This is a genomic window from Aeromonas sp. 96A (genome assembly GCF_051919165.1).
GTDB lineage: Bacteria > Pseudomonadota > Gammaproteobacteria > Enterobacterales > Aeromonadaceae > Aeromonas > Aeromonas veronii.
Genome location: NZ_JBQBFE010000001.1, coordinates 1,029,292 through 1,050,630, shown reverse-complemented (window position 1 = coordinate 1,050,630; position 21,339 = coordinate 1,029,292). Strand labels below are relative to the sequence as shown.

26 protein-coding genes are annotated in these 21,339 nt (G+C 50.5%); 9 read left to right on the top strand and 17 right to left on the bottom strand.

What is annotated here, in order from left to right; genetic code table 11:
* Nucleotides 1-3 precede the first annotated feature (3 nt).
* From ACTG2W_RS04825 to ACTG2W_RS04765, 13 genes are all read right to left on the bottom strand, one after another.
* Nucleotides 4-474 carry a ribonuclease H family protein gene (locus ACTG2W_RS04825; protein ID WP_106843042.1) on the bottom strand — a complete coding sequence of 157 codons (471 nt, stop codon included), beginning with the start codon at nucleotides 472-474 and terminating at the stop codon, nucleotides 4-6.
* Nucleotides 471-671 carry a hypothetical protein gene (locus ACTG2W_RS04820; RefSeq protein ID WP_106843041.1) on the bottom strand — a complete coding sequence of 67 codons (201 nt, stop codon included), beginning with the start codon at nucleotides 669-671 and terminating at the stop codon, nucleotides 471-473. Before ACTG2W_RS04820 ends, ACTG2W_RS04825 begins: the two co-directional genes overlap by 4 nt.
* A complete protein-coding gene (locus ACTG2W_RS04815) occupies nucleotides 668-883 on the bottom strand; it encodes a hypothetical protein (RefSeq protein ID WP_106843040.1) in 216 nt (71 codons plus the stop codon). The genes ACTG2W_RS04820 and ACTG2W_RS04815 overlap by 4 nt, the downstream gene beginning before the upstream one ends.
* A gap of 57 nt (nucleotides 884-940) precedes the next feature.
* Entirely contained in the window at nucleotides 941-1,444 is a 504-nt protein-coding gene (locus ACTG2W_RS04810; RefSeq protein ID WP_005901957.1) for a hypothetical protein, read from the bottom strand.
* A gap of 110 nt (nucleotides 1,445-1,554) precedes the next feature.
* Nucleotides 1,555-2,139: a hypothetical protein gene (locus tag ACTG2W_RS04805; RefSeq protein ID WP_106843039.1), complete on the bottom strand. Its 585-nt coding sequence runs from the start codon at nucleotides 2,137-2,139 to the stop codon at nucleotides 1,555-1,557.
* The gene (locus ACTG2W_RS04800; protein ID WP_106843038.1) at nucleotides 2,139-2,363 is read right to left on the bottom strand and encodes a hypothetical protein; all 225 of its coding nucleotides are present in this window, start codon (nucleotides 2,361-2,363) and stop codon (nucleotides 2,139-2,141) included. The genes ACTG2W_RS04805 and ACTG2W_RS04800 overlap by 1 nt, the downstream gene beginning before the upstream one ends.
* Nucleotides 2,364-2,567: 204 nt before the next feature.
* Complete coding sequence (locus ACTG2W_RS04795) at nucleotides 2,568-3,653, bottom strand: capsid protein (protein WP_106843037.1); 1,086 nt, start codon at nucleotides 3,651-3,653, stop codon at nucleotides 2,568-2,570.
* A 627-nt stretch (nucleotides 3,654-4,280) separates the two neighbouring features.
* Nucleotides 4,281-4,469 (bottom strand): hypothetical protein, encoded by a 189-nt coding sequence (locus ACTG2W_RS04790; protein WP_106843036.1) that lies wholly within the window; start codon nucleotides 4,467-4,469, stop codon nucleotides 4,281-4,283.
* A gap of 2,717 nt (nucleotides 4,470-7,186) precedes the next feature.
* Nucleotides 7,187-7,759, bottom strand: coding sequence for a recombinase family protein (locus ACTG2W_RS04785; RefSeq protein WP_106843034.1), 573 nt, complete (start codon nucleotides 7,757-7,759; stop codon nucleotides 7,187-7,189).
* Between the two features lie 13 nt (nucleotides 7,760-7,772).
* A complete protein-coding gene (locus ACTG2W_RS04780; RefSeq protein ID WP_106843033.1) occupies nucleotides 7,773-7,985 on the bottom strand; it encodes an Hha/YmoA family nucleoid-associated regulatory protein in 213 nt (70 codons plus the stop codon).
* 464 nt (nucleotides 7,986-8,449) lie between these two features.
* Nucleotides 8,450-8,740: a hypothetical protein gene (locus ACTG2W_RS04775; protein ID WP_141108821.1), complete on the bottom strand. Its 291-nt coding sequence runs from the start codon at nucleotides 8,738-8,740 to the stop codon at nucleotides 8,450-8,452.
* Nucleotides 8,741-8,780: 40 nt separating this feature from the next.
* Entirely contained in the window at nucleotides 8,781-8,966 is a 186-nt protein-coding gene (locus ACTG2W_RS04770; RefSeq protein WP_106843032.1) for a hypothetical protein, read from the bottom strand.
* A 589-nt stretch (nucleotides 8,967-9,555) separates the two neighbouring features.
* Nucleotides 9,556-9,699, bottom strand: coding sequence for a hypothetical protein (locus tag ACTG2W_RS04765; protein ID WP_235656991.1), 144 nt, complete (start codon nucleotides 9,697-9,699; stop codon nucleotides 9,556-9,558).
* A gap of 86 nt (nucleotides 9,700-9,785) precedes the next feature.
* Here ACTG2W_RS04765 and ACTG2W_RS04760 point away from each other — a divergent pair, with 86 nt between their 5' ends.
* Nucleotides 9,786-10,250, top strand: a complete 465-nt coding sequence (locus tag ACTG2W_RS04760) for a toll/interleukin-1 receptor domain-containing protein (protein WP_234799738.1) — start codon at nucleotides 9,786-9,788, stop codon at nucleotides 10,248-10,250.
* 54 nt (nucleotides 10,251-10,304) lie between these two features.
* On the opposite strand, the gene ACTG2W_RS04755 is transcribed toward ACTG2W_RS04760, so the two are convergent.
* On the bottom strand, nucleotides 10,305-10,454 hold the full coding sequence (locus tag ACTG2W_RS04755) for a hypothetical protein (RefSeq protein WP_440016071.1): 150 nt from the start codon (nucleotides 10,452-10,454) through the stop codon (nucleotides 10,305-10,307).
* Between the two features lie 86 nt (nucleotides 10,455-10,540).
* A complete protein-coding gene (locus ACTG2W_RS04750) occupies nucleotides 10,541-11,122 on the bottom strand; it encodes a helix-turn-helix domain-containing protein (protein WP_420093698.1) in 582 nt (193 codons plus the stop codon).
* Between the two features lie 46 nt (nucleotides 11,123-11,168).
* Here ACTG2W_RS04750 and thiI point away from each other — a divergent pair, with 46 nt between their 5' ends.
* On the top strand, nucleotides 11,169-12,617 hold the full coding sequence (thiI, locus tag ACTG2W_RS04745; RefSeq protein ID WP_106843029.1) for a tRNA uracil 4-sulfurtransferase ThiI: 1,449 nt from the start codon (nucleotides 11,169-11,171) through the stop codon (nucleotides 12,615-12,617).
* 75 nt (nucleotides 12,618-12,692) lie between these two features.
* On the opposite strand, the gene ACTG2W_RS04740 is transcribed toward thiI, so the two are convergent.
* A complete protein-coding gene (locus ACTG2W_RS04740; RefSeq protein WP_005361529.1) occupies nucleotides 12,693-13,085 on the bottom strand; it encodes a hypothetical protein in 393 nt (130 codons plus the stop codon).
* A 100-nt stretch (nucleotides 13,086-13,185) separates the two neighbouring features.
* The gene (locus tag ACTG2W_RS04735) at nucleotides 13,186-13,818 is read right to left on the bottom strand and encodes a trimeric intracellular cation channel family protein (RefSeq protein WP_005333975.1); all 633 of its coding nucleotides are present in this window, start codon (nucleotides 13,816-13,818) and stop codon (nucleotides 13,186-13,188) included.
* A 373-nt stretch (nucleotides 13,819-14,191) separates the two neighbouring features.
* Between ACTG2W_RS04735 and ACTG2W_RS04730 the strand changes: the two genes are divergently transcribed.
* From ACTG2W_RS04730 to ACTG2W_RS04700, 7 genes are all read left to right on the top strand, one after another.
* The gene (locus ACTG2W_RS04730) at nucleotides 14,192-15,100 is read left to right on the top strand and encodes a flagellin N-terminal helical domain-containing protein (protein ID WP_106843028.1); all 909 of its coding nucleotides are present in this window, start codon (nucleotides 14,192-14,194) and stop codon (nucleotides 15,098-15,100) included.
* 580 nt (nucleotides 15,101-15,680) lie between these two features.
* Nucleotides 15,681-16,586 carry a flagellin N-terminal helical domain-containing protein gene (locus ACTG2W_RS04725; RefSeq protein ID WP_106843027.1) on the top strand — a complete coding sequence of 302 codons (906 nt, stop codon included), beginning with the start codon at nucleotides 15,681-15,683 and terminating at the stop codon, nucleotides 16,584-16,586.
* Between the two features lie 36 nt (nucleotides 16,587-16,622).
* Nucleotides 16,623-17,057, top strand: a complete 435-nt coding sequence (locus ACTG2W_RS04720; RefSeq protein WP_106843026.1) for a flagellar protein FlaG — start codon at nucleotides 16,623-16,625, stop codon at nucleotides 17,055-17,057.
* Between the two features lie 25 nt (nucleotides 17,058-17,082).
* On the top strand, nucleotides 17,083-18,480 hold the full coding sequence (fliD, locus tag ACTG2W_RS04715; RefSeq protein WP_106843025.1) for a flagellar filament capping protein FliD: 1,398 nt from the start codon (nucleotides 17,083-17,085) through the stop codon (nucleotides 18,478-18,480).
* Nucleotides 18,481-18,503: 23 nt separating this feature from the next.
* Nucleotides 18,504-18,926, top strand: coding sequence for a flagellar export chaperone FliS (gene fliS, locus ACTG2W_RS04710; RefSeq protein ID WP_106843024.1), 423 nt, complete (start codon nucleotides 18,504-18,506; stop codon nucleotides 18,924-18,926).
* A complete protein-coding gene (locus ACTG2W_RS04705; RefSeq protein ID WP_106843023.1) occupies nucleotides 18,926-19,249 on the top strand; it encodes a hypothetical protein in 324 nt (107 codons plus the stop codon). The genes fliS and ACTG2W_RS04705 overlap by 1 nt, the downstream gene beginning before the upstream one ends.
* Complete coding sequence (locus tag ACTG2W_RS04700) at nucleotides 19,249-21,339, top strand: motility associated factor glycosyltransferase family protein (protein ID WP_106843022.1); 2,091 nt, start codon at nucleotides 19,249-19,251, stop codon at nucleotides 21,337-21,339. Before ACTG2W_RS04705 ends, ACTG2W_RS04700 begins: the two co-directional genes overlap by 1 nt.

Sequence of the window (21,339 nt, the reverse complement as noted above, 5' to 3'; positions counted from 1 at the left end):
TTTTCACTGCCCGTAGCGATTCATTCCGGCCACAGCCAGTTGATCCGCTCGTTCGTTCATCGGGTGGCCGCTGTGTCCCTTCACTTTCTTGAAGGTCACTTGGCGGGTGCTCAGTAGGTCATCCAGCTGTTCCCAGCGGTCCTTGTTCTGGACTGGCTTGTTGTCTGCCTTCTTCCATCCCTTCGCCTTCCATCCGGCTAACCACTGGGTCGCCCCATTGATCACATAGGCGGAGTCCGTCAGGACCTCGACCACAGAGTCAGGTTTAAGGAGTGACAGCCCTTGAATGACTGCTTCCAGTTCTCCGGTCTGGTTGGACTCCCCAGCGCCCACGCAGTAGCCGCAGCGTTCAACTTTGCGGCCATCGCTACGGACGGCAAGGAAGCCCCAGCCAGCCACACGGACTGACGCTTTGGTGTGGTTGGTGTTGCAAGCGCCATCAGTGGCGAGTGTGTAGGTGTACGGTTGGGTCATTTGGTGTTGTCTCCGGTGGTCTTGATGAAGTGCCTTGCGAGAAGACGCAGGCGGCCATAATCGCGCTTCAGACGTTTTGCCGTAGTCCGGCAGGCTTTCTCCAAGCAGTCTCCTTGGAGCCTCCGATAGGCCACGCAAAAGAGGGCATGGCGGATCTTGGCTTTGCGTATGTGGCTCCAGTCCTCAATGGTGATCATCCGGCGGCCTCCTGTTCGGCTGTCGGGAACAGCTCACGGACAAGCGCAAGCATCGACTCTCGGTCTGTCCCGTGGGATTGCATGACGTATCGGTTGATTGCGTTCTGCACCTGACCAGTAGACGGACGGCGACCAAGGGCCAGAGTGGCGAAGGCTTGAAGGCGCTTCACGAAGTCGCTGGGATGGACAAGAAAGGTTTCATTAGCGGTCATGTTGATAGGTTCCTTGGGTAGAGCAGGGGAGACGCTGGGCCTCCCCCGTGGGTTGCATTAAGCGGTCAGCAGGGCGGCCAGCTTGGCCTTGACCTTCGGAAGGGTCCGCTGGGCATGTTCGCGGCGGTCCTTGTTGTGTTCTTCAGTCGCACGGCTCCAGCCCTCCAGATCCTTCAGGGCTTCCAGCAGTTCGTCTTGGGTCGGCTCGTGGTACTTAAAGGAGTGATCGCGGCCATGCTCGGAGCCGTTGCGTTCGCAGATAACCAGCCATTCAGTCGCCGCTGCTTTGCCCCACTCTTTCGCATTGTTGAAGTCGAAGCGGGTGGCGTAGACCCAAGCGGCCATCTGTTGGTGATCCTCTTCGTAGGCTTCACGGTTGGCCTTGGCTTTTGCTTCAGCAGCCTTGGCCCGTTGGTGACGCTGGGAGGCTTCCATTTGGAGCACTCGGACTTGACCAGAAGACAGGCCAGCCAGTTCAGCCAGTTTGTTGATAACAGCGCGTTGGCCGTTGATTACGTCCAGCAGTTCTTCGGACAGGTCAGCAATGGTGATTTTGTTCATGTCGGTTTCCTTATGTGTGTGTTGAGACGGGCACAGTGGCCCCTCCAGAAGGCCGCAGAGGCTTTCCGGATGGTTGTGGTATGGGGTAACTAGGGGTTAGAGAAAGTGGGTTATTTGACGGATTGCAGGGCGCGACGCAGGCGATCCCATTTGGTCATCGCGGAGTCGTATTCCCCAGCGATACCGTCAGCGATAGCCTCTCGCAGCAGCTTCAAGCCAGACTGGGAGTTAAACGAGCGGACGCGGTTGATGTCGTTCTGAAGCTCGTTCATCAGGTAGTCGCTGGGCATTCCTACCTGTGCGGCCATGTCGATCATTACCGCTGTTGCATGGGACTGGATTTCCTCCCGACTCATACCGGAAGAAGAGACCACAGAGTCCATTCGGCTTTCGCCTAGACCCAGCAGCTCGTCAGCGTAGAACTCAGCGACTCCACCGCCTCCCAGCGCGTCATTCACAGCGTTCAAGCCTGAAAGAATGGTGTCCGGTAGGGACTCGGTGTCGTTGCCTTGGGAAAGCGAGTGATCGTCCTCGTCGTCGAAGAAGTAGTCCTTGAAGTCCTCGGCCTGTGCCTTGGTCATTTCGATCCCATCGAGTTCATAGAGGGCTTCCCCTTGGTCGTTCACGCCGCTGGAGTAGGAGGGCAGGTCGCAGGTCTCCACGCTGAAGCCGTAGTCGGTGGCCTGGTAGTCCATCACTGCACCTCCACAGCCAGTTCACCTTGAGAGCGCAGTTTGTCGAACTCACGGTTAATCAGTGCGTTGAGCATCTGGGTGCGAGTCAGGGCAAAGCCTGCTTGCTTGGAGAAATGGAGGGTCAGAGCGTCAGCCTTCGGGATAACGTCTTCCCACAGGATTGCAGTGGTACGGGCTTGGGGTTTCTTGCGTTGCAAGCTCGGGTGTTGAGTTTGAGTAGACATAAAATCTCCTTGTAGTTGGGAAGTAATAGGTCAGAGCAAAGTTATTCAAAGAAGAACCCCCAAGGGCAGCCCCCGTGTTAACCACAGGAACTACGCATGGGGGTCTAAGGAAGCACCGAATGACCATCAGCTATGCAAACCATCAGATGTCGAGAGGACCCTGACCGGAAACCTCTCTTCATCCTTTGGTCAGGGAAATCCCTGTTACGCTTCCAGCAGAGCGACCGCACAGGCCGGACGCAGGATGTTGTGACCGACGAACATCTTAGCCAGCGCGGTGTTACCGACACGCAGAGGCTCAGGGACCCACTGGGTCACAATGTCGCGTACCTTCACGGTAGCCGCGCAGTCCTTCGTGTAGACCAAGCCAAGCAGCTTGGAGAAGTTCCCACGGTACGCAGCGGTACGGCCAGAGCCACCGTCTTCCACGCTCAGGGGTTCCGGTGAGCCGATCAGCCCCTCGCTTTCGTCTTGGTCCGGCAGGTTGTTGGACTCGTAGATCTTCATACCGGCGACACGAAGGCCAGTGTCAGCGTTACCGTTGGACTTGTCCTCGCCAGTCTGGCCCAAGAAACGCTTATCCAGCCATGCCATGTTGCCGATACCAGCAGCCGCATTGGTCAGGGCCTCGAAGTCGTCCGGCTTCAGGACACACACAGGGATGCCTGGGACGCTCGCCTTGCGGAACTCGGTGCGGGCACGGTAGATGGCGTCCACGATTTGCTGACCACGGGTCATCGGACGGCCTGCCGCATCGGTTGCTCGCAGGGTAATGTTCTCGGTGAAGGTCTCGTCATCCAGTACGCCGTTCTCACCGAATTGAGCAATAGCCAGCTCTTTGTTGGTAATGAAGGCAGCCTTGGCGATGGTCCGGAAGACGTTCTTGTCGATCATGTTCGACAGCTCATAGGCCAGCTCACGGGCATAGTGAGAGCGAACCTCAAAGGTGCTCAGGTCTTCGTCTTGTTCTGCCACGAACACAGCAGCCACAGCGACGTCATCCACGGTGACAGTGCGCAGGACGTTCTTGATGCCGCCAGCTTGAATCAGCTCGCCGGGCTTGTGGTACTTCGCATTGTGGCTCATGCCAAGTACAGGGAAATCGAATGCCTTGCCGCCCTTCAGGGTCATCACTCGGGTGGTGCCCAAGGAGACGCACTGATTGCGGAACATCGTCAGGACTTCACCAGCGAACAGCTTCATAAAGAGGGCTCGGGTATCGCCTTGACCGTTGTTCTGACCTACATGGGTTACGTTTTGAAAAGTCGGGAAAGTGCCGTAAGCAGACATAGTTGTTTTTCCTTGTTGATAGGTGGATGGCCCTTCGGCCAAAGAGAAAAAGGGAAAGGGAGTCAGGACGTAGAAAAAGGGAGCCCGCAGGTTTCCCCACAGGCTGGTCCTTGAGTTACGTGCGCACTTCTGCGCGTCCTCATACGTTCTTAGGTCAGGGAAATCCGGAGGGAGGCGAGAGGGTGTCCGATTCTGCGGATTCCGCATTTCCGGACAGGGGGATTCGAGAGGGTGCCCGATTTTCCGGATTCCGGATTTTCGGGCAGAGGGACGCTGGGTTCCCAATTTTGGGGAATCCCCAGTTTTGGGAAGGCGGGAGACAGGGGGTCCCCAAAAGACAAACTCTCTTTTCGGGAGGGTACAAATTCTCCTGATTCAGGATTTTTTGTAGGGGGACGCTGGGTTAGTAATTTTGTTGCTGTAGCATTTTTACTAAGTGCGCAAGGACGTCCTAGGGTCTGACGCTGGGTGTGTAGTTTTGCCAGTCTGGCGGATTTACACAGAGCTTCAGGGCGTCCTCGGGCCTGTCTTGGGGTGTGTAATTTGGCGGAATCCGCAATTTTACTCAGAGCTTCAGAATGTCCTCGGGTCTGGCGCTGGGTGTGTAATTCTCCTGATTCAGGCTTTTTACACAGCGTTACGCTTGGCCTCGACCTCGGCAGGTGTCAGACCCATAAACCCCCTGACAGCTTCACGATTCAGCTCCCAGCGGTTCTTCAGGTACTTCTCCGGCTCAGTGGTAGTAAGGTGGGAGATCACCCGCAGGCGTTCCTTAACGACTTCAGGATGTACGGTGGTGATAGAGATTGCAGTCATAGCGGCTCCTTGTGAGTTGATAGGTGTATCGCTATGGGCAGGGAGAAAGGGGAGGTGCGCAGATTTGTTACGCTAACATTTTTGCGAAGGTAGACGCATGGGTGAGGAAATTTGTCTTCAGGGCATTTTTCCGCAGACAGACGCAGGGGAGGATGCGCAGATTTGGGGCGAGACCATTTCCGCGCAGGCAGACGCAGGGGTGAGCGGATTTCGGGATTCCCGATTTTCGCTCAGGGTCGCATGGGGCTACCGGATTTGCCCTCGGGGCATTTTCGGTAAGGGGACGCAGGGGACTACCGATTTTACGGATTCCGCATTTTCGGTAAGTGGACGCAGGGGTGAGCGGTGTGGCGGATTCCGCTAGTTCGGTAAGGCAGACGCAGGGCCATCCTCGGGACAACAGAGGGACTGACTTCGGGGGGGGGGGGGTGGGTATTTTCCCCAGATTGGGATTTATACCCAGTGCGTCTTCAGGTCGTCCTCAGGTCTGACTTAGAAATTTGTCCCAAGGGCATTTTTCTAAGTGGGGAGTCCTCGCGGGTTTCGGAGCGGTCTTCAGTGGATGCCATCGGGACGGTGGAGGTGGAGACCTCGGGGGTGCGGCATTTTCCTGATTCAGGATTTTTGCCAAGGTGGCTTCAGGTCGTCCTCGGGTCAGTCGCTCGGGATGCTGTAATTTCCCTGATTCAGGGTTTTTACAGTACGGCTTCAGGTTGTCCTCGGGCACCGCCAAAGGTGTCATGCCGTTTTGCGGTCATCCTCGGGACCTCTTCCGGTTTTTCGGGATTCCCGATTTTCCGGAACCTGAAGGATGGACCTCGGGGGTCACATTTTCCTTTTTTGCCGCAAGGGCATTTCCGGAAACGCAAGGATGGACCTCGGGCTACTGGCGGATTTGCCTCAAGGGCATTTTCGCCACTCACCAAGACAGACCTCGGGGTGGTGCTAAAAGACAAACTCTCTTTTCGCACAGCCTCCAGACGAACCTCGGGGGTTGCTAAATGTCGTACCAGCATTTGGCTACCCCTCCAGATGGACCTCGGGGGTGTCCATTTTTCGGGATTCCCGATTTTTGGAGTATCGCAAGGATGGGCCTCGGGAATACGCCGGATTTGCCTCAAGGGACATTTTCGGCGTATTGCAAGGACGGACCTCGGGCTACTGACGGATTTGCCCAAGGGCATTTTCGTCACTCACCAAGACAGACCTCGGGGGTGTCCAAAAGAGAATTTGTCTTTTGGCTACCCCTCCGGACAGACCTCGGGGGTCACATTTCCCCAGATTGGGATTTTGAGACCCCCTTCCGGATTTCCCTGTGCACAGGGGCCACAGGATAAGTACCTACAGATTACCTATAGATAACTCCCTCTCCTTCCCTTGCTTGGATGGACAATGTTGATAGGCGATAAAGGGGAGAGTGGAGGGAGACGCTGGGAGGTGTCCGGATTTGCCCTCGGGGCATTTTCGGACAGTCCTAAGGTCCATCGCTGGGGAGGTGTCCGGATTTGGGCTGGGACCATTTTCGGACAGTCCCAAGGCCAGTCGCTGGGAGGTGTCCAGATTTGCCCTCGGGCCATTTTTGGACAGTCCCAAGGTCAGTCGCTAGGTGGAGATTTTTGCCCCTAGGCCATTTTTCTCCAGTCCCAAGGTCAGTCGCAGGGTGTTCCCAGATTTGCCTCAAGGGCATTTTTGGGAAGTCCCAAGGTCAGACGCTGGGTGGTAAGTTTTGGGGAATCCCCATTATTTACCAGTCCCAAGGTCAGTCGCTGGGTGTTCCATTTCTCCCAGATTGGGATTTTTGGAGTAGGCCCAAGGCCAGTCGCTGGGAGGTGGTCGGATTTGCCCTCGGGCCATTTTCGACCAGCCCTCGGGTCCGTCGCTGGGTACTCCATTTTTGCCCTCGGGGCATTTTTGGAGTAGTCACAAGGTCCATCGCTGGGTTATGCAATTTGCCCTTGGGACATTTTGCATAAGGTCATCCCTTTGAGTCTCATAAGGAACTCGCTATGTTCAACCAACGGATACTCTCACTTGATGATCCTTACTAGCTATCTGTCCTGAAGTTATCACTCGGTTGTCCTGGGGATGGTCAGTGGGATGTCTTGGGGAAGCGACAACAGGACAGCCCGTAGGCCATCCTGAAGGAGTCGTTGGGTAGACCTTGGGTAGTCTTAAAGATACCTATAGTAAGTAGAGTATAGAGAGATAGTATCTAGGGTATCTAATAGATGTCTTATAGATAGTCTTAGGGACGGGCGGAGGGAAGGAGAGAGAGGGGACCGGTCTTTCATTTCATTCAATGGTCAGGGTTTATTGTCTGCTAAAAGATGGTGTCTTTGCGAGATAATGTTCTATTGGCTTTGGGTGTATCAGAGATTTTAACTGCTGATTGTATGCCAGATGTAATCGGTATGTATTCCGTTGGTTATCGTCGGGATGGTCGTCGGGAATGCTGGTCTCGGGATTGACCTCGGGACAACAAACAGGGGCACTCAGACGAACAAGCCCAGAGTCGGCCCCAGCGTCTCCAAACGATAAATCCCCAAGGTGTCGCGGTGAACAGCCTCGGGGGTCGATTGAAAGATTCGATCAAAGTGGGTCACTCGATCAGTTCTTTCTATTGGTCAGGGTAAATTAGCTTTATCTAATGTTCTTTGGGACAGACCCAGTGATCGGTCCTTTCGATGGTTCCAGGCTCAGCCGATAGGCACACTCGATCAACTCAGCTCTCCATTCTCTCGCATCCTTGTTGATAGACGATGGACAGTCGCTCGGCTGACTCCATGAAGCGTAGCGATTTCCCGCAGGGACTTACCGCCTTCCAGCAGGGTCGCCTTGATTGCATCCTCGTCGATACTCTTGGGCCTGCCGGTGTACTTCCCCGCAGCCTTGGCCTTGGCAATCCCTTCCATCTGACGCTCCTTGCGTAGAGCCGTCTCGAACTCAGCAAAGGCGCCCAGCATGGTGAACATCAGCTTACCTTGGGCTGTCGTCGTCTCTAGGTTCTGGTCCAGTACACGCAGGGTCACACCCTTGGCTTCCAGTTGTTCCGTAATGTCCAGCAGGTCAGCGAGAGAACGGCCCAGACGGTCCAGCTTGGTGATCACCACATCGTCCCCCTCTCGGACATACCGCAGGAGTTCGGCTAGTTGCTCACGGCCATCTGTGCTGGTCCCTGATACCTTCTCTTGGTACACACGCTCACAACCGGCCTTTGTCAGCTTATCCAGTTGAACATCCAGCGATTGACCGACAGAAGACACACGTGCATAACCGATAACCTGTCCCATCACTCTCTCCTACTCAATCCACCAATGCCCAAGCTGTTATAGGGACTTTCCCCGCGTCGTAATGCTTTCCAGCTGCTATCTCTGCTTGCCGGTGGTCAATCGCAGCGATGACCTTCAGTTCTTCTTGGAGGCCCGTAGCCGCAGCCTTATCAAGCATCCTTGGGGCGACTCTATCCAGTGACTTCCTGTCCTTGAATCGGCGAAGCCTGATAACCAAGTCATTCATGCGGAAATCTCCTTCATCTTCTTCCTATTGCTTCAACGTGAGTCCTTGTCGGTGTCACGCTGTCACATTAAGGTCTTAGCCTGATGGGACTTAGATTATGAAACATAAATGAGACAGTCAATAGCCCCGTGTGAAAGAAGTTCATTAGGGTATACCTCAATGGGACGAAGAGGCAGGCAGAGAGACACAGCAGGAGGCAATAGGATGGCTTGGGGCAGGGACAAGGAGAGGGACAGACAGGCGCTCGGACGGTGAGAGAAAGAGGACGGGAGGGCTGTCTAATGGCTGGTTCTTGTGGGGGGTACGGGGGGAAATCGCGGGCGTTAAATCACTGAAGAGGGCGTTCAGATTTTTGCCAAAATTTACCTAGCAACATACAAAAAGCATAGAGAATTATTGGCAGATTCTTCAGCCGGACTTGAGTGCGCTTACTTGTTCACACAAATCCGGCTAGGCTTATCGTCTCATTCAAACGTCATGTAGGTGCTGCCTTTATGCTGACTAATCGATAGCACAGGCTTGGCATCGCATCCTTCACACCAGAAGTGGACGGATAGTCCATGGCGACGTGCACTTGGATTGCCTTCTAGGGAAGTATCCATTACCGCTTTGCCATCACTAACAGTTACATGCACACCGTGTGTCGCGTCTTCGGTGCATTCGAAGACTTCAACTTTGTCATGGTGTAGGCAGTTGAAACCACATGACGGGCATACAAGCTGCCCATCTTCAGCATGGTCGAATTCTGGAAGCATTTTTTCTCCTTTTCGTTTTGTGCCAAATTGCATAAAACCCTTAAATTTTCTCTTCAATGCTAACTACGGTGAAAGAGTGCAGACCAGCGCCACCTAGTAGGGAGGAAATAGATGGAGTGTGCATTACAGCATCGACGATTTGCTGAAAAACTGGTGTTTCGTCCGCTTCCATAGTGAATTCAATGTTGTTTGTACCGTTTGCAATGATCACCACATAGTTCTTCAACGTTGCCCCCTTGGTATCTTAGATACAGTTAGTCGCAGATCAATCTGCCTTATCACCTCATAAGAGTCCATGTTGTATTGGCATGTACTTGATAGAGGGCACGATAATAATGCCGATTTTGCCCTGACGGATTCGTTAGGTAACATGCTGTTGTCTGAAGAGGTTTTAATGGACTGCGGAGTGGCCAGATGAAGCGTGACTGGGAAACGGTGAGAGAAATACTGACAAAGGGCTCGACATGACCTTTGAGACGATCAAAGCCGTTGCCGCTGCTGCAATGACCTCCATGCTTGGGCTGTCTGTGTAGCACCACCTCTAGCCGCGCTCCAATTTGAATTCTTGGTTCCTGTGACCTGAAAAATTCACGCACATAGGAGCACACCAGCAAAGCCCAGATGAATGATTTCCATTGGCCTCGCGTGATGCCATTGACTATTGATCGATCATTCAATTGTTCTCTAATACCCATTTGGGTTATAACCGTACTCTCATGCAGAGACCGATTTTAATTGATCTAACCAATTGAAATTATTTTGATTAATTCTGTGGTTAATACATTTGTAGGTTATAAAGGAGAGTTGAAAGATGGCTAGATGTACAGCACCAGTTCGGGGACATAGTTCAGCTGCGGCAGCGGCTGCCTGTCCTGCTTGTCGTTATAAAAGCCGAAGTTACGGTGGGGGATACAGCGGTAGTTACGGCGGTAGTAGTTACGGGAGCTACAGCCCTTCACCATCATCTTCATCGGGGAGCAGTAGCCGCAGTGTAAAGCCTAGCTGGTCAAAAGCCGGTTCCGTAGTTTTCTACACACCCAACGAAGTGACATCACTCACGCCAATCCGTCAAACTGTAGAGACAAGAGCAGCAGAGCAGCCTGATCTTCGTGATGTATTTTTGTGCCATGCGTGGGATGACCGGAAAGGGGTAGCCAAAGAGCTACATGATTTACTCGAAGCGGCGGGTGTCAAAGTCTGGTTCAGTGAGAAGGATCTTGGTCTCGGTGTTCCGATGATGCGGGCCATCGACAAGGGTTTGGCAAACTCCCGAATTGGGCTGGTACTTGTGACACCTGCTTTGCTGGAAAGATTGCCTAAAGAGGGCGTCGCTGACAAAGAGCTTTCAGCTCTATTGGCTGGCAACCAGCTTGTCCCAATCGTGCATAACACAACGTATGTTGCTCTCCGCAATGTCAGCCCTCTGCTTGCTTCACGCAGCGGCTTGGACACTGGGGAAGATACAATGTCGGTTGTTGCTGCAAAAATTGCAGAATTAGTAGCGGTTTAACTTAGTGATCCGTACAGGTTCCTAATTCAGGTGCGGTTGTTCTAAAAGTGTGCTTTAGCGATTAGGTAACTGGGTCAGCTTCTGGTTAGCCCAGTTACCGTACTTGTCCACATAGCCAAACCTCGGGCCTGTCTTCCAGCCCTGCACACGGCCAGACCGCTTGTTCACCTTCCGGTACTCACCGCCCAGCAGGATCTCCCACACGCTCCCATTCTCCCCCAGCACAGGGAATACCTGGCCCTCGGTTATCCCTAGTCCATCTTCCACGCACACAAGCTTTTTCTGTCCGTTCATCGTTGTGCCCTCAGCATGTCCTTGAGCTTCTGTAGGGCGTTCCTGTTGTGCTCTTGGCTGGCCTTCTTGCAGGCATCCCATTCCTCCGGTGTCTTGATGACTCGCTTGTGGTCGAACATGCCGAACTTACCCACAGGCGAAGAAGCGAGAGCGTTATCTTTGTTACTTTGTTTCTGTTTAGAAGAAGTCAAAGACTTAGCCGGACGCTGGGTGCTGGGGGTGCGGAAAATTGACATGATCGCAGAGCCGAGACGGTAAATTGACGCCAGATTCCAGTTGGCTATCTGGTCGTGCTTACGGTGTTCGGTCTTGATGAAACCAAGATCTTCCAGACGACGCAGCGCATTGCGGACTGTGCGAGTGGTGCAGCCGACAGCTTTAGCGATGGAACGTAGGTAGAGACAGGCAGCCCAGCCCTGAGCTTTGTTCATGTGACGGGCTATGACCAATGCAACTTCTTTGGTGTAGGGGGTCCCGAAGGTGGACGCTGGTAGTTTGGCAATGGTGGCAACAATCTGGTCGCTGTGAGATAATGTGCAGCTGTTCACGGGAACTCCTATTCTAACATTTGTTCCCATCGCCACTCGTAAGTCATTGATTTACTTAAAAATTTAAAGAGCCCCCATGAAGTTCATTATCAAGCTGTTCCCGGAAATCACCATCAAGAGCAAGTCGGTTCGCCAGCGCTTTATCAAGATTCTGCAGGGCAATATCCGCAATGTCCTGCGCTGCTTCGACGACGATGCCCGCGTACGGATGGATTGGGACAAGCTGATCGTGAGCTCCCGCAATGACCAGTTCCGCGAGCAGGCTATCGAAGCTTTGGCCTGTATTCCGGGCATTCAGGCCTTCCTCGAGGTACAAGCCAGCAAGTTTACCGATCTGCACGACATCTTCGAGCAGGTGAAAGCCGTGTGGGGTGACCAGCTCAAGGGCAAAACCTTCTGCGTGCGCGCCAAGCGCCACGGCAAGCATGAGTTCTCCTCCCTCGAGGTTGAGCGCTATGTGGGCGGTGGACTGAATCAGCACTGCGAAAGCAACGGCGTGCGCCTCAAGAACCCGGATGTGAAGATCAACCTCGAGATCGACGGCGAGGAGCTCTTCATCGTCAGCGCCATCCATCAGGGCCTGAGCGGCATGCCCATCGCCACTCAGGAAGATGTGCTGAGCCTCATCTCCGGCGGTTTTGACTCCGGCGTGGCGTCGTTCCAGTTCATCAAGCGCGGCTGCCGCGTGCACTACTGCTTCTTCAATCTGGGCGGGGCTGCCCACGAAATCGGCGTCAAGCAGGTGGCCTACCACCTGTGGAACCGTTTCGGCTCCTCCCACCGGGTACGTTTCACCGCTGTGGACTTCGAGCCGGTGGTTGCCGAGATCCTCGAGAAGATCGACAACGGTCAGATGGGCGTGGTGCTCAAGCGGATGATGATGCGTGCTGCCGCCAAGGTAGCCGATGAATTCCAGATCCCGGCGCTGGTGACCGGCGAGTGTGTGGGTCAGGTATCCAGCCAGACTCTCACCAACCTGAACGTGATCGACCGGGTCACCGACAAGGTGATCCTGCGCCCGCTCATCACTTGGGACAAGCCGGATATCATCAGTGAAGCCCGCCGCATCGGCACCCTGGAGTTCGCCGAAACCATGCCAGAGTATTGCGGTGTCATCTCCAAGAAGCCGACCGTGAAGGCCGAGCTCTCCCGCATTGAAGAGGAAGAGACCAATTTTGACTTCTCCATTCTGGACAAGGTGGTCTCCGAGGCCCGTTACCTCGATATCCGTCGTATCGGTGAAGAGACTGCCGCTGAAGTGCAAGAGGTGGAAACCACCCAGGTGCTGGGCGCTGACGAGGTGATCCTGGATATCCGCTCTGCCGACGAACACGACGAGAAGCCGCTGGTGGTGGAAGGTCGTGAAGTACTGCATATCCCCTTCTTCAAGCTGGCCACCGCCTTTGGCGATCTGCCCAAAGAGAAGACCTACCTGCTCTACTGCGATCGCGGTGTGATGAGCAAGCTGCAGGCGCTCTATCTGAAAGAGAAGGGCTTTGACAACGTCAAGGTGTACCGCCCGTAAGCGTGTTTTTACCTTCAATAAAAAAATCCGGCCAATGTGCCGGATTTTTTTATTTCACAGAGTGAGCCCTGACTATCAGGGACAGGGAACCGGAGTGAAGGAGTCTTGCCCCTGACAACGCCAGCCCATTTCCGCCTCCCGCATCTGCCACAGGTTGTTGCTGCGATAGAGGGTCAGGATGTAGATCATGTCGCTCTTGCTGCCGTCGAGGGCGACCGAGAGCACCAGATCATTGTCCAGCTGCTGGGCATGGATGCGGCTGGGTGTGTCACCATGACCGACGAATCGCAGAGCTACCTCACGGTAGTCATTAACCCAGTTTTGCTGTTGATGGCTTGCTTGGCGTATCTGCTGGTTGAACTGCTGCACCGGCGCCGAGGCCAGTCGTCCAAATACCACTTGTGCTTCGGCGTGGGCTGCCGTCACGTTCGCCAGGATAAGGGTGGTAAGCATACCGATTTTGCGCATGAGAAGTTCCGGCTAACAACGACTGCTTCTATGACAACAGAAAAGCTTATTTGGTTCAACGCGTGGCCCACAGCGACATGATGACGCTGTGGGCCTGCTCTCAATTGCGTTGCAGGGAGAAGGTGGGCAGCGACAGATGCCAGTAGATAGCCGCGACCCGCAGGCCAAACACGGCCGTCATGCAGATGAGCATGGCCGTTACCCTGTCCATGTTCGCCTCCAGTGCCAGGGTATAGAGAATGCCGCCGAGGATACAGGCGGTGGCATAGATCTCTTTTTGCAGCACCATGGGGACCTCCCGCGCCAGTACATCGCGGATCATGCCACCGGCTACCCCGGTCATGGTGCCCATGATCACGGCAATCAGCCCCGGGGTGCCGAAGTTGAGGGCCTTCTGGGCACCGATCACGGTAAAGAGGGCCAGTCCGAAGGCATCCGCCACCGGCAGCACATACCAGGGCATCCTGCGGGGCAGCTTGACCATCCACATACCGATCAGCGCTGTCGCGATGACGACCCAGATATAGAGGGGATCGCGCACCCAGAATACGGGGGTGGCTCCCAGGATCATGTCACGGATGGTGCCGCCGCCGATGGCAGTGACCGCCGCCAAAACCATGACGCCAAACCCGTCCATTCTGAGTCGGCCAGCCACCAATACCCCTGAAAACGCGAATACCGCAGTACCAAACATGTCGCTGATGTAAACAATCTGCTCAACCAGTGTCTGCATGGAGAACAACTCACGCCAAATTGTTGATGGGGCCGCGATTTTAGGGGCTGGTGAGCCCAATCGCCAACAGTGCTCGACAAAATTGAGAGTCGGGACGGATTTTTTCTCGCGGCATAAACGGTAGTGTCTCGTTTACCCCCTGCCGTTGGCTAGCTTCAGAAGGTTGAGCCCATCACAGGTTAAGGTCCGATTTTTTCCTTAAGTATCCCCCCGACCCGCCGATATATAAGGTAAGCGGCGTTAATGCGATGAAGCGTTGAAAAAAATGCTAAAGACATCCAAAAACGAGCCGTTAAATAAGACGCATCGGGCACAGAAAATAATAAAGCTCGAGCAAATAGAAGAGTAAATTTAATAGCTTAGGAGAATAGTCATGGGCCTTTTTATCAACACTAACGTTTCATCACTCAACGCTCAGCGTAATATGATGAATGCGACCAAATCACTGGATACTTCCTACACTCGACTGGCATCTGGTTTGCGTATCAACAGCGCCAAAGATGATGCCGCGGGTCTGCAAATTTCCAACCGCTTGACCTCTCAGATCAACGGTCTGGACCAAGGTAACCGTAACGCTAATGATGGTATCTCTCTGGCACAAACTGCGGAAGGTGCCATGGATGAAGTGACCGGCATGCTGCAGCGTATGCGTACTTTGGCACAACAGTCGGCTAACGGTTCCAACTCTGCCAAGGATCGTCAAGCGCTGCAAAAAGAGGTGGATCAGCTGGGTGCAGAGATCAACCGTATATCTACTTCCACCACTTTTGCAGGTACCAAATTGCTAGATGGTACTTTTAGTGGTGTTTTCCAAGTTGGTGCAGATGCACAACAAACAATTAGCTTTGGCTTGGATCAGTCGATGGGGTTCAGTATCTCTGGGATTGCCAAGGCTGCCGGTACAGCCGTTAATATGGGGACCGTGATTGGTACGGCGTTGGATGTGACTGCTATATTTACTGGTGGTGCCGCAACAGGGATTAGCATCGTTAGCCAGAGTAGTGCGCAGGAGGTGTTGGCTGCTGCAGACCTGATGCTAGCAGTTGTGGATGGTAAACGAGCTGAACTGGGTGCGGTACAGAACCGGATGGATTCGACTATTCGCAACCAAGCCAATATCTCAGAAAACGTCAGCGCCGCTCGTTCCCGTATCCGAGATGCAGACTTTGCCATCGAAACTGCCAACATGACCAAGCAGAATATACTGCAGCAGGCAGCCTCCAGTATCCTGTCACAGGCTAACCAGAGACCTCAGTCAGCACTTCAACTGCTGCAAGGCTAACAAAAGAAAACAGGGCGGTTGTTCAGGCCGCCCTGGTCAAGAGATGGAACAAAGGGGTGTTCGGGTCGCACTCTGTTCTATCAGGAGAGATATAATTCTCTACTAGTAATGCCAAGTGTTGTCCAGCTGTTCAGTTCTGTCACGCTTGGTCATATTCTCCTGAGCATATGCTCATCTTTAGGCCGGTTTACCGGCCTCTTTTTATTGTGTCGCCAAATTGACGTCGTTCTGTTCATTGCATGAACCGTGCCAATGTACCTCATGCCGTAAACTGCGTCATCATCAGCGGTGAGTTGTATGGTGACGCTGCTCAATTCATGTTCTGTTGCCGCCTGCCGGATAAAAGTTGCCGCTTTGGGCAACAATTTTCCTAAAGCTTGTCTCTGTGCTGCCGTTAAATAAAGTGAAGCAATCGAGGGGTGTTCGGAATCCAACGTTTGCACTACTGCGGGTGACCTGTTCGTTCAAACAGACACCCGCCTGAAGAGACTGGAATGTTCAACCTGCTCTTCAAACGGTGGGACGTCGTGCAGTTTTGACGACGCAACCTGCAGTCGCATGTTCTTCGGGAGAATTTATTATGGCCATGTTCATTAACACCAATACGTCATCACTGAACGCCCAGCGTAATTTGATGAATACCACCAAATCTCTGGATACCTCATATACTCGTCTGGCATCTGGTTTGCGTATCAACAGCGCAAAAGATGATGCGGCGGGTCTACAGATTTCCAACCGTTTGACTTCCCAGATCAACGGTCTGGATCAGGGTAACCGAAATGCTAACGATGGCATCTCTTTGGCGCAGACTGCCGAAGGTGCCATGGATGAAGTCACCGGCATGCTGCAGCGTATGCGCACTCTGGCACAACAGTCAGCTAACGGTTCCAACTCTGCCAAGGATCGTCAAGCGCTGCAAAAAGAGGTCGATCAGCTCGGTTCTGAGATTAATCGTATCTCCAGAGATACTACTTTTGCAGGAACAAAATTGCTGGATGGTTCATACACTGGGACCTTCCAGGTTGGGGCGGATGCACAACAAACCATAAGCTTTGGCTTGGATCAATCGATGGGATTCAGTATCTCCGGGATTGCCAAAGCTGCGGGTACAGCTGTTAACATGGGGACCGTGATTGGTACGGCGTTGGATGTGACAGCTATATTTACTGGTGGTGCTGCAACTGGGATTAGCATCGTTAGCCAGAGTAACGCGCAGGAGGTGTTGGCTGCAGCAGACCTGATGTTAGCTGTCGTGGATGGTAAACGTGCTGAACTGGGTGCAGTACAAAACAGATTGGACTCTACCATCCGTAACCAGGCGAATATTTCGGAAAACGTCAGTGCGGCTCGTTCCCGCATCCGTGATGCTGATTTTGCGACTGAGACGGCCAATATGACCAAACAAAATATTCTGCAACAGGCGGCGTCCAGCATCCTGGCTCAGGCTAACCAGAGACCGCAGTCCGCTCTTTCCCTGCTTGGATAATGAGTAGACCCAGCTGACTAAGATGGGAGATATAAGATGACAACTGAAATAGGCAATCTGTCATCTGCCCATGGCGCTTCCTTACAGCTAAGTGACAAGAGCGGCCAAGTGGCCGCTCAACTGCTTTCTGGAACGATGGAAGAAGCTGTGGAAGATGCTCATGTTGCGCCACGGAAAGAGCAAGAACCAAAGGATAATGGCCTCCTTCAGCAGCAAAATCAGTCAGATATTGAAAAGCAGGTACAAAATTTGCAGGAGTTTGGCCACCTGCAAGGGTGGACTGTTAATTTCAGTGTGGAGCAAGACTTGGGCCAAGTAGTGATTAAGGTTATGGATACTGATACCCAGTCAGTGATACGCCAAATCCCCACCGAAGAGTTGCTCGCCATTCACAAACGGATTCAGGCCTTGCGTCAAGGTGAGGCGGGGGCAAATCCCAAACTTGGATTGTTACTCGATCGCGAGATATAAATTGAAAGAATGAGGAGAAAATAACATGGCTATTACCTCTGCCGGTGCCGGTTCGGGAATCGATCTTGAGAGTGTGATTGCGGCTAGTGTGGCGGCCAAGAAGGCACAGTTGCAACAACCGATTATCAAAAAACAAAACAGCACCCAGATCGCGCTTTCTGGCATTGGTCAGCTCAAGTCATCCCTCACGACCTTCACCGATATTCTCGACACATTGAGCAAGCCCGGAGCTTTCAACAAGCGGTCTATCAACATCACGCAGGATAAAGATAATCCTGTGATGAAGGTTGAGAGTAAAAGTGGTGGCTCTAATGGTCAGTACAATGTCACAGTTAATAAATTGGCGACAACCAGTCGTCAGGAGGGCGTATTTGACAGCTCAACCGCACCACTCATTACTCAGGATGGTCAACTGACTTTCAAGGCTGGTGATAAAGAGTTCAAGATCGATGTTAAAGCTGGATATACCTTGCAGGATATTAGGAAAACCATCAATAGCAGTGGGGATAACTTTGGTCTGAGTGCTAATATCGTTAACACCTTGGATGGTAAAGCCAAGTTAATTATTGATTCCGGCATTTCTGGTGATGGTAAGGATTTGACTATCACTGGAAATACCTCAGAGCTAGGTATGTTCTCTATTGGTTCTCCTAGCAATGTTATGAGTCAAACACAGGCTGCAAGTAGTGCCGAAATTGTTGTTGATGGAAATGCACTTAAAAGTGATTCCAACGTTTTTGATGATTCTATCCAAGACCTGAAACTCACCGTGTTGCGAGTTTCTGATAAAGATAGCAGTGGTGATCTAAAATCAAACAAAGTAGATATCACAACAGATAAAAAATCTATCCAGGATATGGTTAAGCAGTTTGTTGATGGATACAACGCACTGCAGGATAAAATGGATGCGCTTGGCAAGCGCAACAGTATAGTTGGTGGTGTCAGGCAGGATGATGGTGGCGCTCTGGCTGGGGATGCAAGCACTCGGACAATCAGTAACTTTATGGCCAATACTATTACTAGTAAAACGGGTACCAGTACAACGTACTCGAGTATCTTCGAGATTGGTATAAAAATGGATAATAAGGGCAAGCTATCTCTGGATAACGAGAAGTTTGGCCAAGCTGTTGATAAAAACTTTGATCAGGTTGTTGCCTTGTTCGGTGGTGATAATGGCCTTGCCGGTGCATTGAATAAAGGATTAAAAGAGTATACCAAGTCCGGTGGTATGTTGGCTGAGCGTACCGATACATTGAATGCAGACTTACGTAGTTTGAATCAAAAGCAGGCAACATCAAATGCTCAGCTGGTAAAATATGAAGCATCATTGCGTGCACAATATGGTAGTCTGGATGCGTTGTTGGTTAAGATGAATCACTCTGCGTCAGCACTGCAATCATTACAGATTAATAACAAGAAATAAATTAATATTACGAGGAGCAGGCGATGTACCAGCGTAATCTAAAAGCATATAAGGCAACCAGTGTCGCTGCTGACTTGGCTGTTGCCGATCCTCATCGTGTGATTCAACTCATGATGCAAGGTGTACTTGAACGCTTGGCTCAAGCCAAAGGCGCAATTGAACGTCGTGATATGGAAGCAAAAGCTACAGCGGTATCTAAAGCACAAGGATTATTACACGGTTTACAGGATGCGTTGGATATGAATCAAGGGACTGTTGCTGAAAATTTGTATAGCCTTTATTCCTATATGGATGAGCGGATCTGGGATGGCAGCCTTGCATTGGATACCGCCCCAATTGAAGAGGTTATGGCGTTGATGGTGACTATAAAATCCGGTTGGGATCAATTACCTGAGGTCGCTAAACAACAAGGTTATCAAATGAGACAACAGCTAGGAGAGCTATAATGATAAGCCTAACCTCTTTGCAACAAGCACTTACAGATAATTACGAGCAGATCGAATCTCTCTTGTCGAAAAAATGTTATGATGAGGCATCTGTTAGGATGGATTATCGGCAATCATTGATTGAGAGCCTGTTACAGTTGGTTGAAAATAAACAAAATCTTAAACAGGATGCAATGTTATTGGCTGCCATAATTTACAAACAAGAAGAAAGTATGAAAAAAATGGCATCTGATCATCAAAAGTTAATATTTAAAAAGCTCTCTTCTATTGGATTGGCGAGTAAGGCCAAGAGAGTATATAGTGAGAATATTAAGGGGTTATGATGTCTGAATATATTAACAGTGTTTTGAAAGAAGCTGAGGATGTTGCTTTACGCCTAAAAAAACAGGCGGAACAAGAAGCCGCAATGTCTATTGCTTTACCACTTCGATTCTCACGGAGTATTGCTGCATTTCATAAATATATCCCTCATATTGCAGAGATATATGAATCATATAAGCCTACACGTCCATTTCGATTTTTTTGTAATGAAAATGGCCAACCTAATCTGGCTTGGGTTGATGATAATATCGCAGTCTATGGCGATGAACCATATCTTGTGTGCGAGACATTGGTTAAAGATTTTATGGCTAAAGGAGTGCTTTCAAAAGTGTCATTTAGCCAAGAAGATAACCCATTGGGATTTATGCACGTCGAGTATCTAAATAAACTTAATGCGTATTTTGATGACATTTTATTACGAGAGGACTCATTGGAGGTAGTGCCAAGCGAAGTTCCCAGTGCTTTGGTTTTTGGGGTCGGTCTTGGGTATCACTTGGGCTATTTATACGAACAGTGTAAGATCGGTACTTTATTTCTTTTTGAGCCAGACTTAGATCTCTTTTATGCATCTCTTTTTTGTTTCGATTGGGACCTTCTGCTAGATTATCTTTATCAGGAGAACCTCGGTTTACATATTCTATTAGGGCAAGACGAGAAAACAATCATTACTGATTTTGGCTCTGCAATTCATAGTCGTGGAGCATTTCTTATTGCAAACTCTTTTATCATGTGGGGATATCAGAATGACACGATAAAAAGTTTAATGGAAAAAGTTAAACTTGAATATCACCTTTTAGTTATGGGGTGGGGGTTCTTTGACGACAATCTTATTGCTCTCTCACATACAATAAGCAATATTGAACAGGGTGTGCGATTTTTAAAAAATAATGAAAAAATATTTAAAGAACAGCAAGACATACCTGTTTTTGTTATTGGTAATGGTCCTTCACTGGATGAGACACTTGCTGTTATAGAGAAAAATAGAGATTGCGCTATATTAATTGCTTGTGGAAGTGCAATTACTGCATTGCATAACGTGGGTATAAGGCCTGATATTTATGTCGCAACAGAGCGAACCAAAAGTGTTTATGATTTTCTGGTCAGTATGAATGACCCAGAATATTTAAAAGAAATCATTTTTTTAAGTTTGGATGTGATCCATCCATATTGCGCCACGTTATTTAAAAATTCGGCTTTGTTATTCAAACGCTCGGAACCAGGTGTCATGTTGTGTAAGACATTTTTTCCTGAAACAAGACTTTTTACCGATTTAGGTGGTGTGAACCCTATGGTTGGTAATATTGGTGTCAGCGTACCGATCCATCTTGGATTTAAGAATTTATATTTGTTTGGCTTGGATAATGGTTATAAAGATAAAAGCCACCATCATTCAAAATTTAGTGCTTATTATAACAGCGAAGAGGGGGCGAAAGCTCTAACGGAGATAGTATGTGGTGAGCGCCAATTAATAAGAGAAGGCAATTTTGGTAGTGTTGTTATTAGTGATGCAATGTTCGATACATCTCGAAAAGTTATAGAGCAGGTATTGAAAATTCATGATGATGTGCAGTGTTTCAACTGTAGTGATGGCGCTAAGATAACAGGTGCTACACCTCTCCGTAGTCGTGTATTAGGCCAACTCCAGCCAGTAGACAAATCATTTTTACTAAGTGAAATTGTAACACGCATGTCTGCTCCGTTATCGTTATCAAAGCAAGATTTTTACCCATTACTTGATATTGAATATTTCAATTACTTTGTTGATAAAATGATTGATGAATGGCAGCAGCATTTCTCATCTAGAAATGAAATTAATCAGCTGATGCTACGACATTTTAATTATCTTCATCAAATAGCAGCGACTCAGCAAAAGCATATCACGATATTTATGATTGGTTCTATGAATTATGTATTCACTCTATTAACATCCATTGCTTATTCATTTGATGGGGAGAAAAAAACACTTTCACTAATTGAACCAGCAATTGACATTTGGTTGGATTTTCTTCGTAAAGCAAAAGAAATGTATCCAATGGCTCTCGACAGCGTAGATATGATAGATAATGATGTGGTTAATTTATTTAAAAAGTAA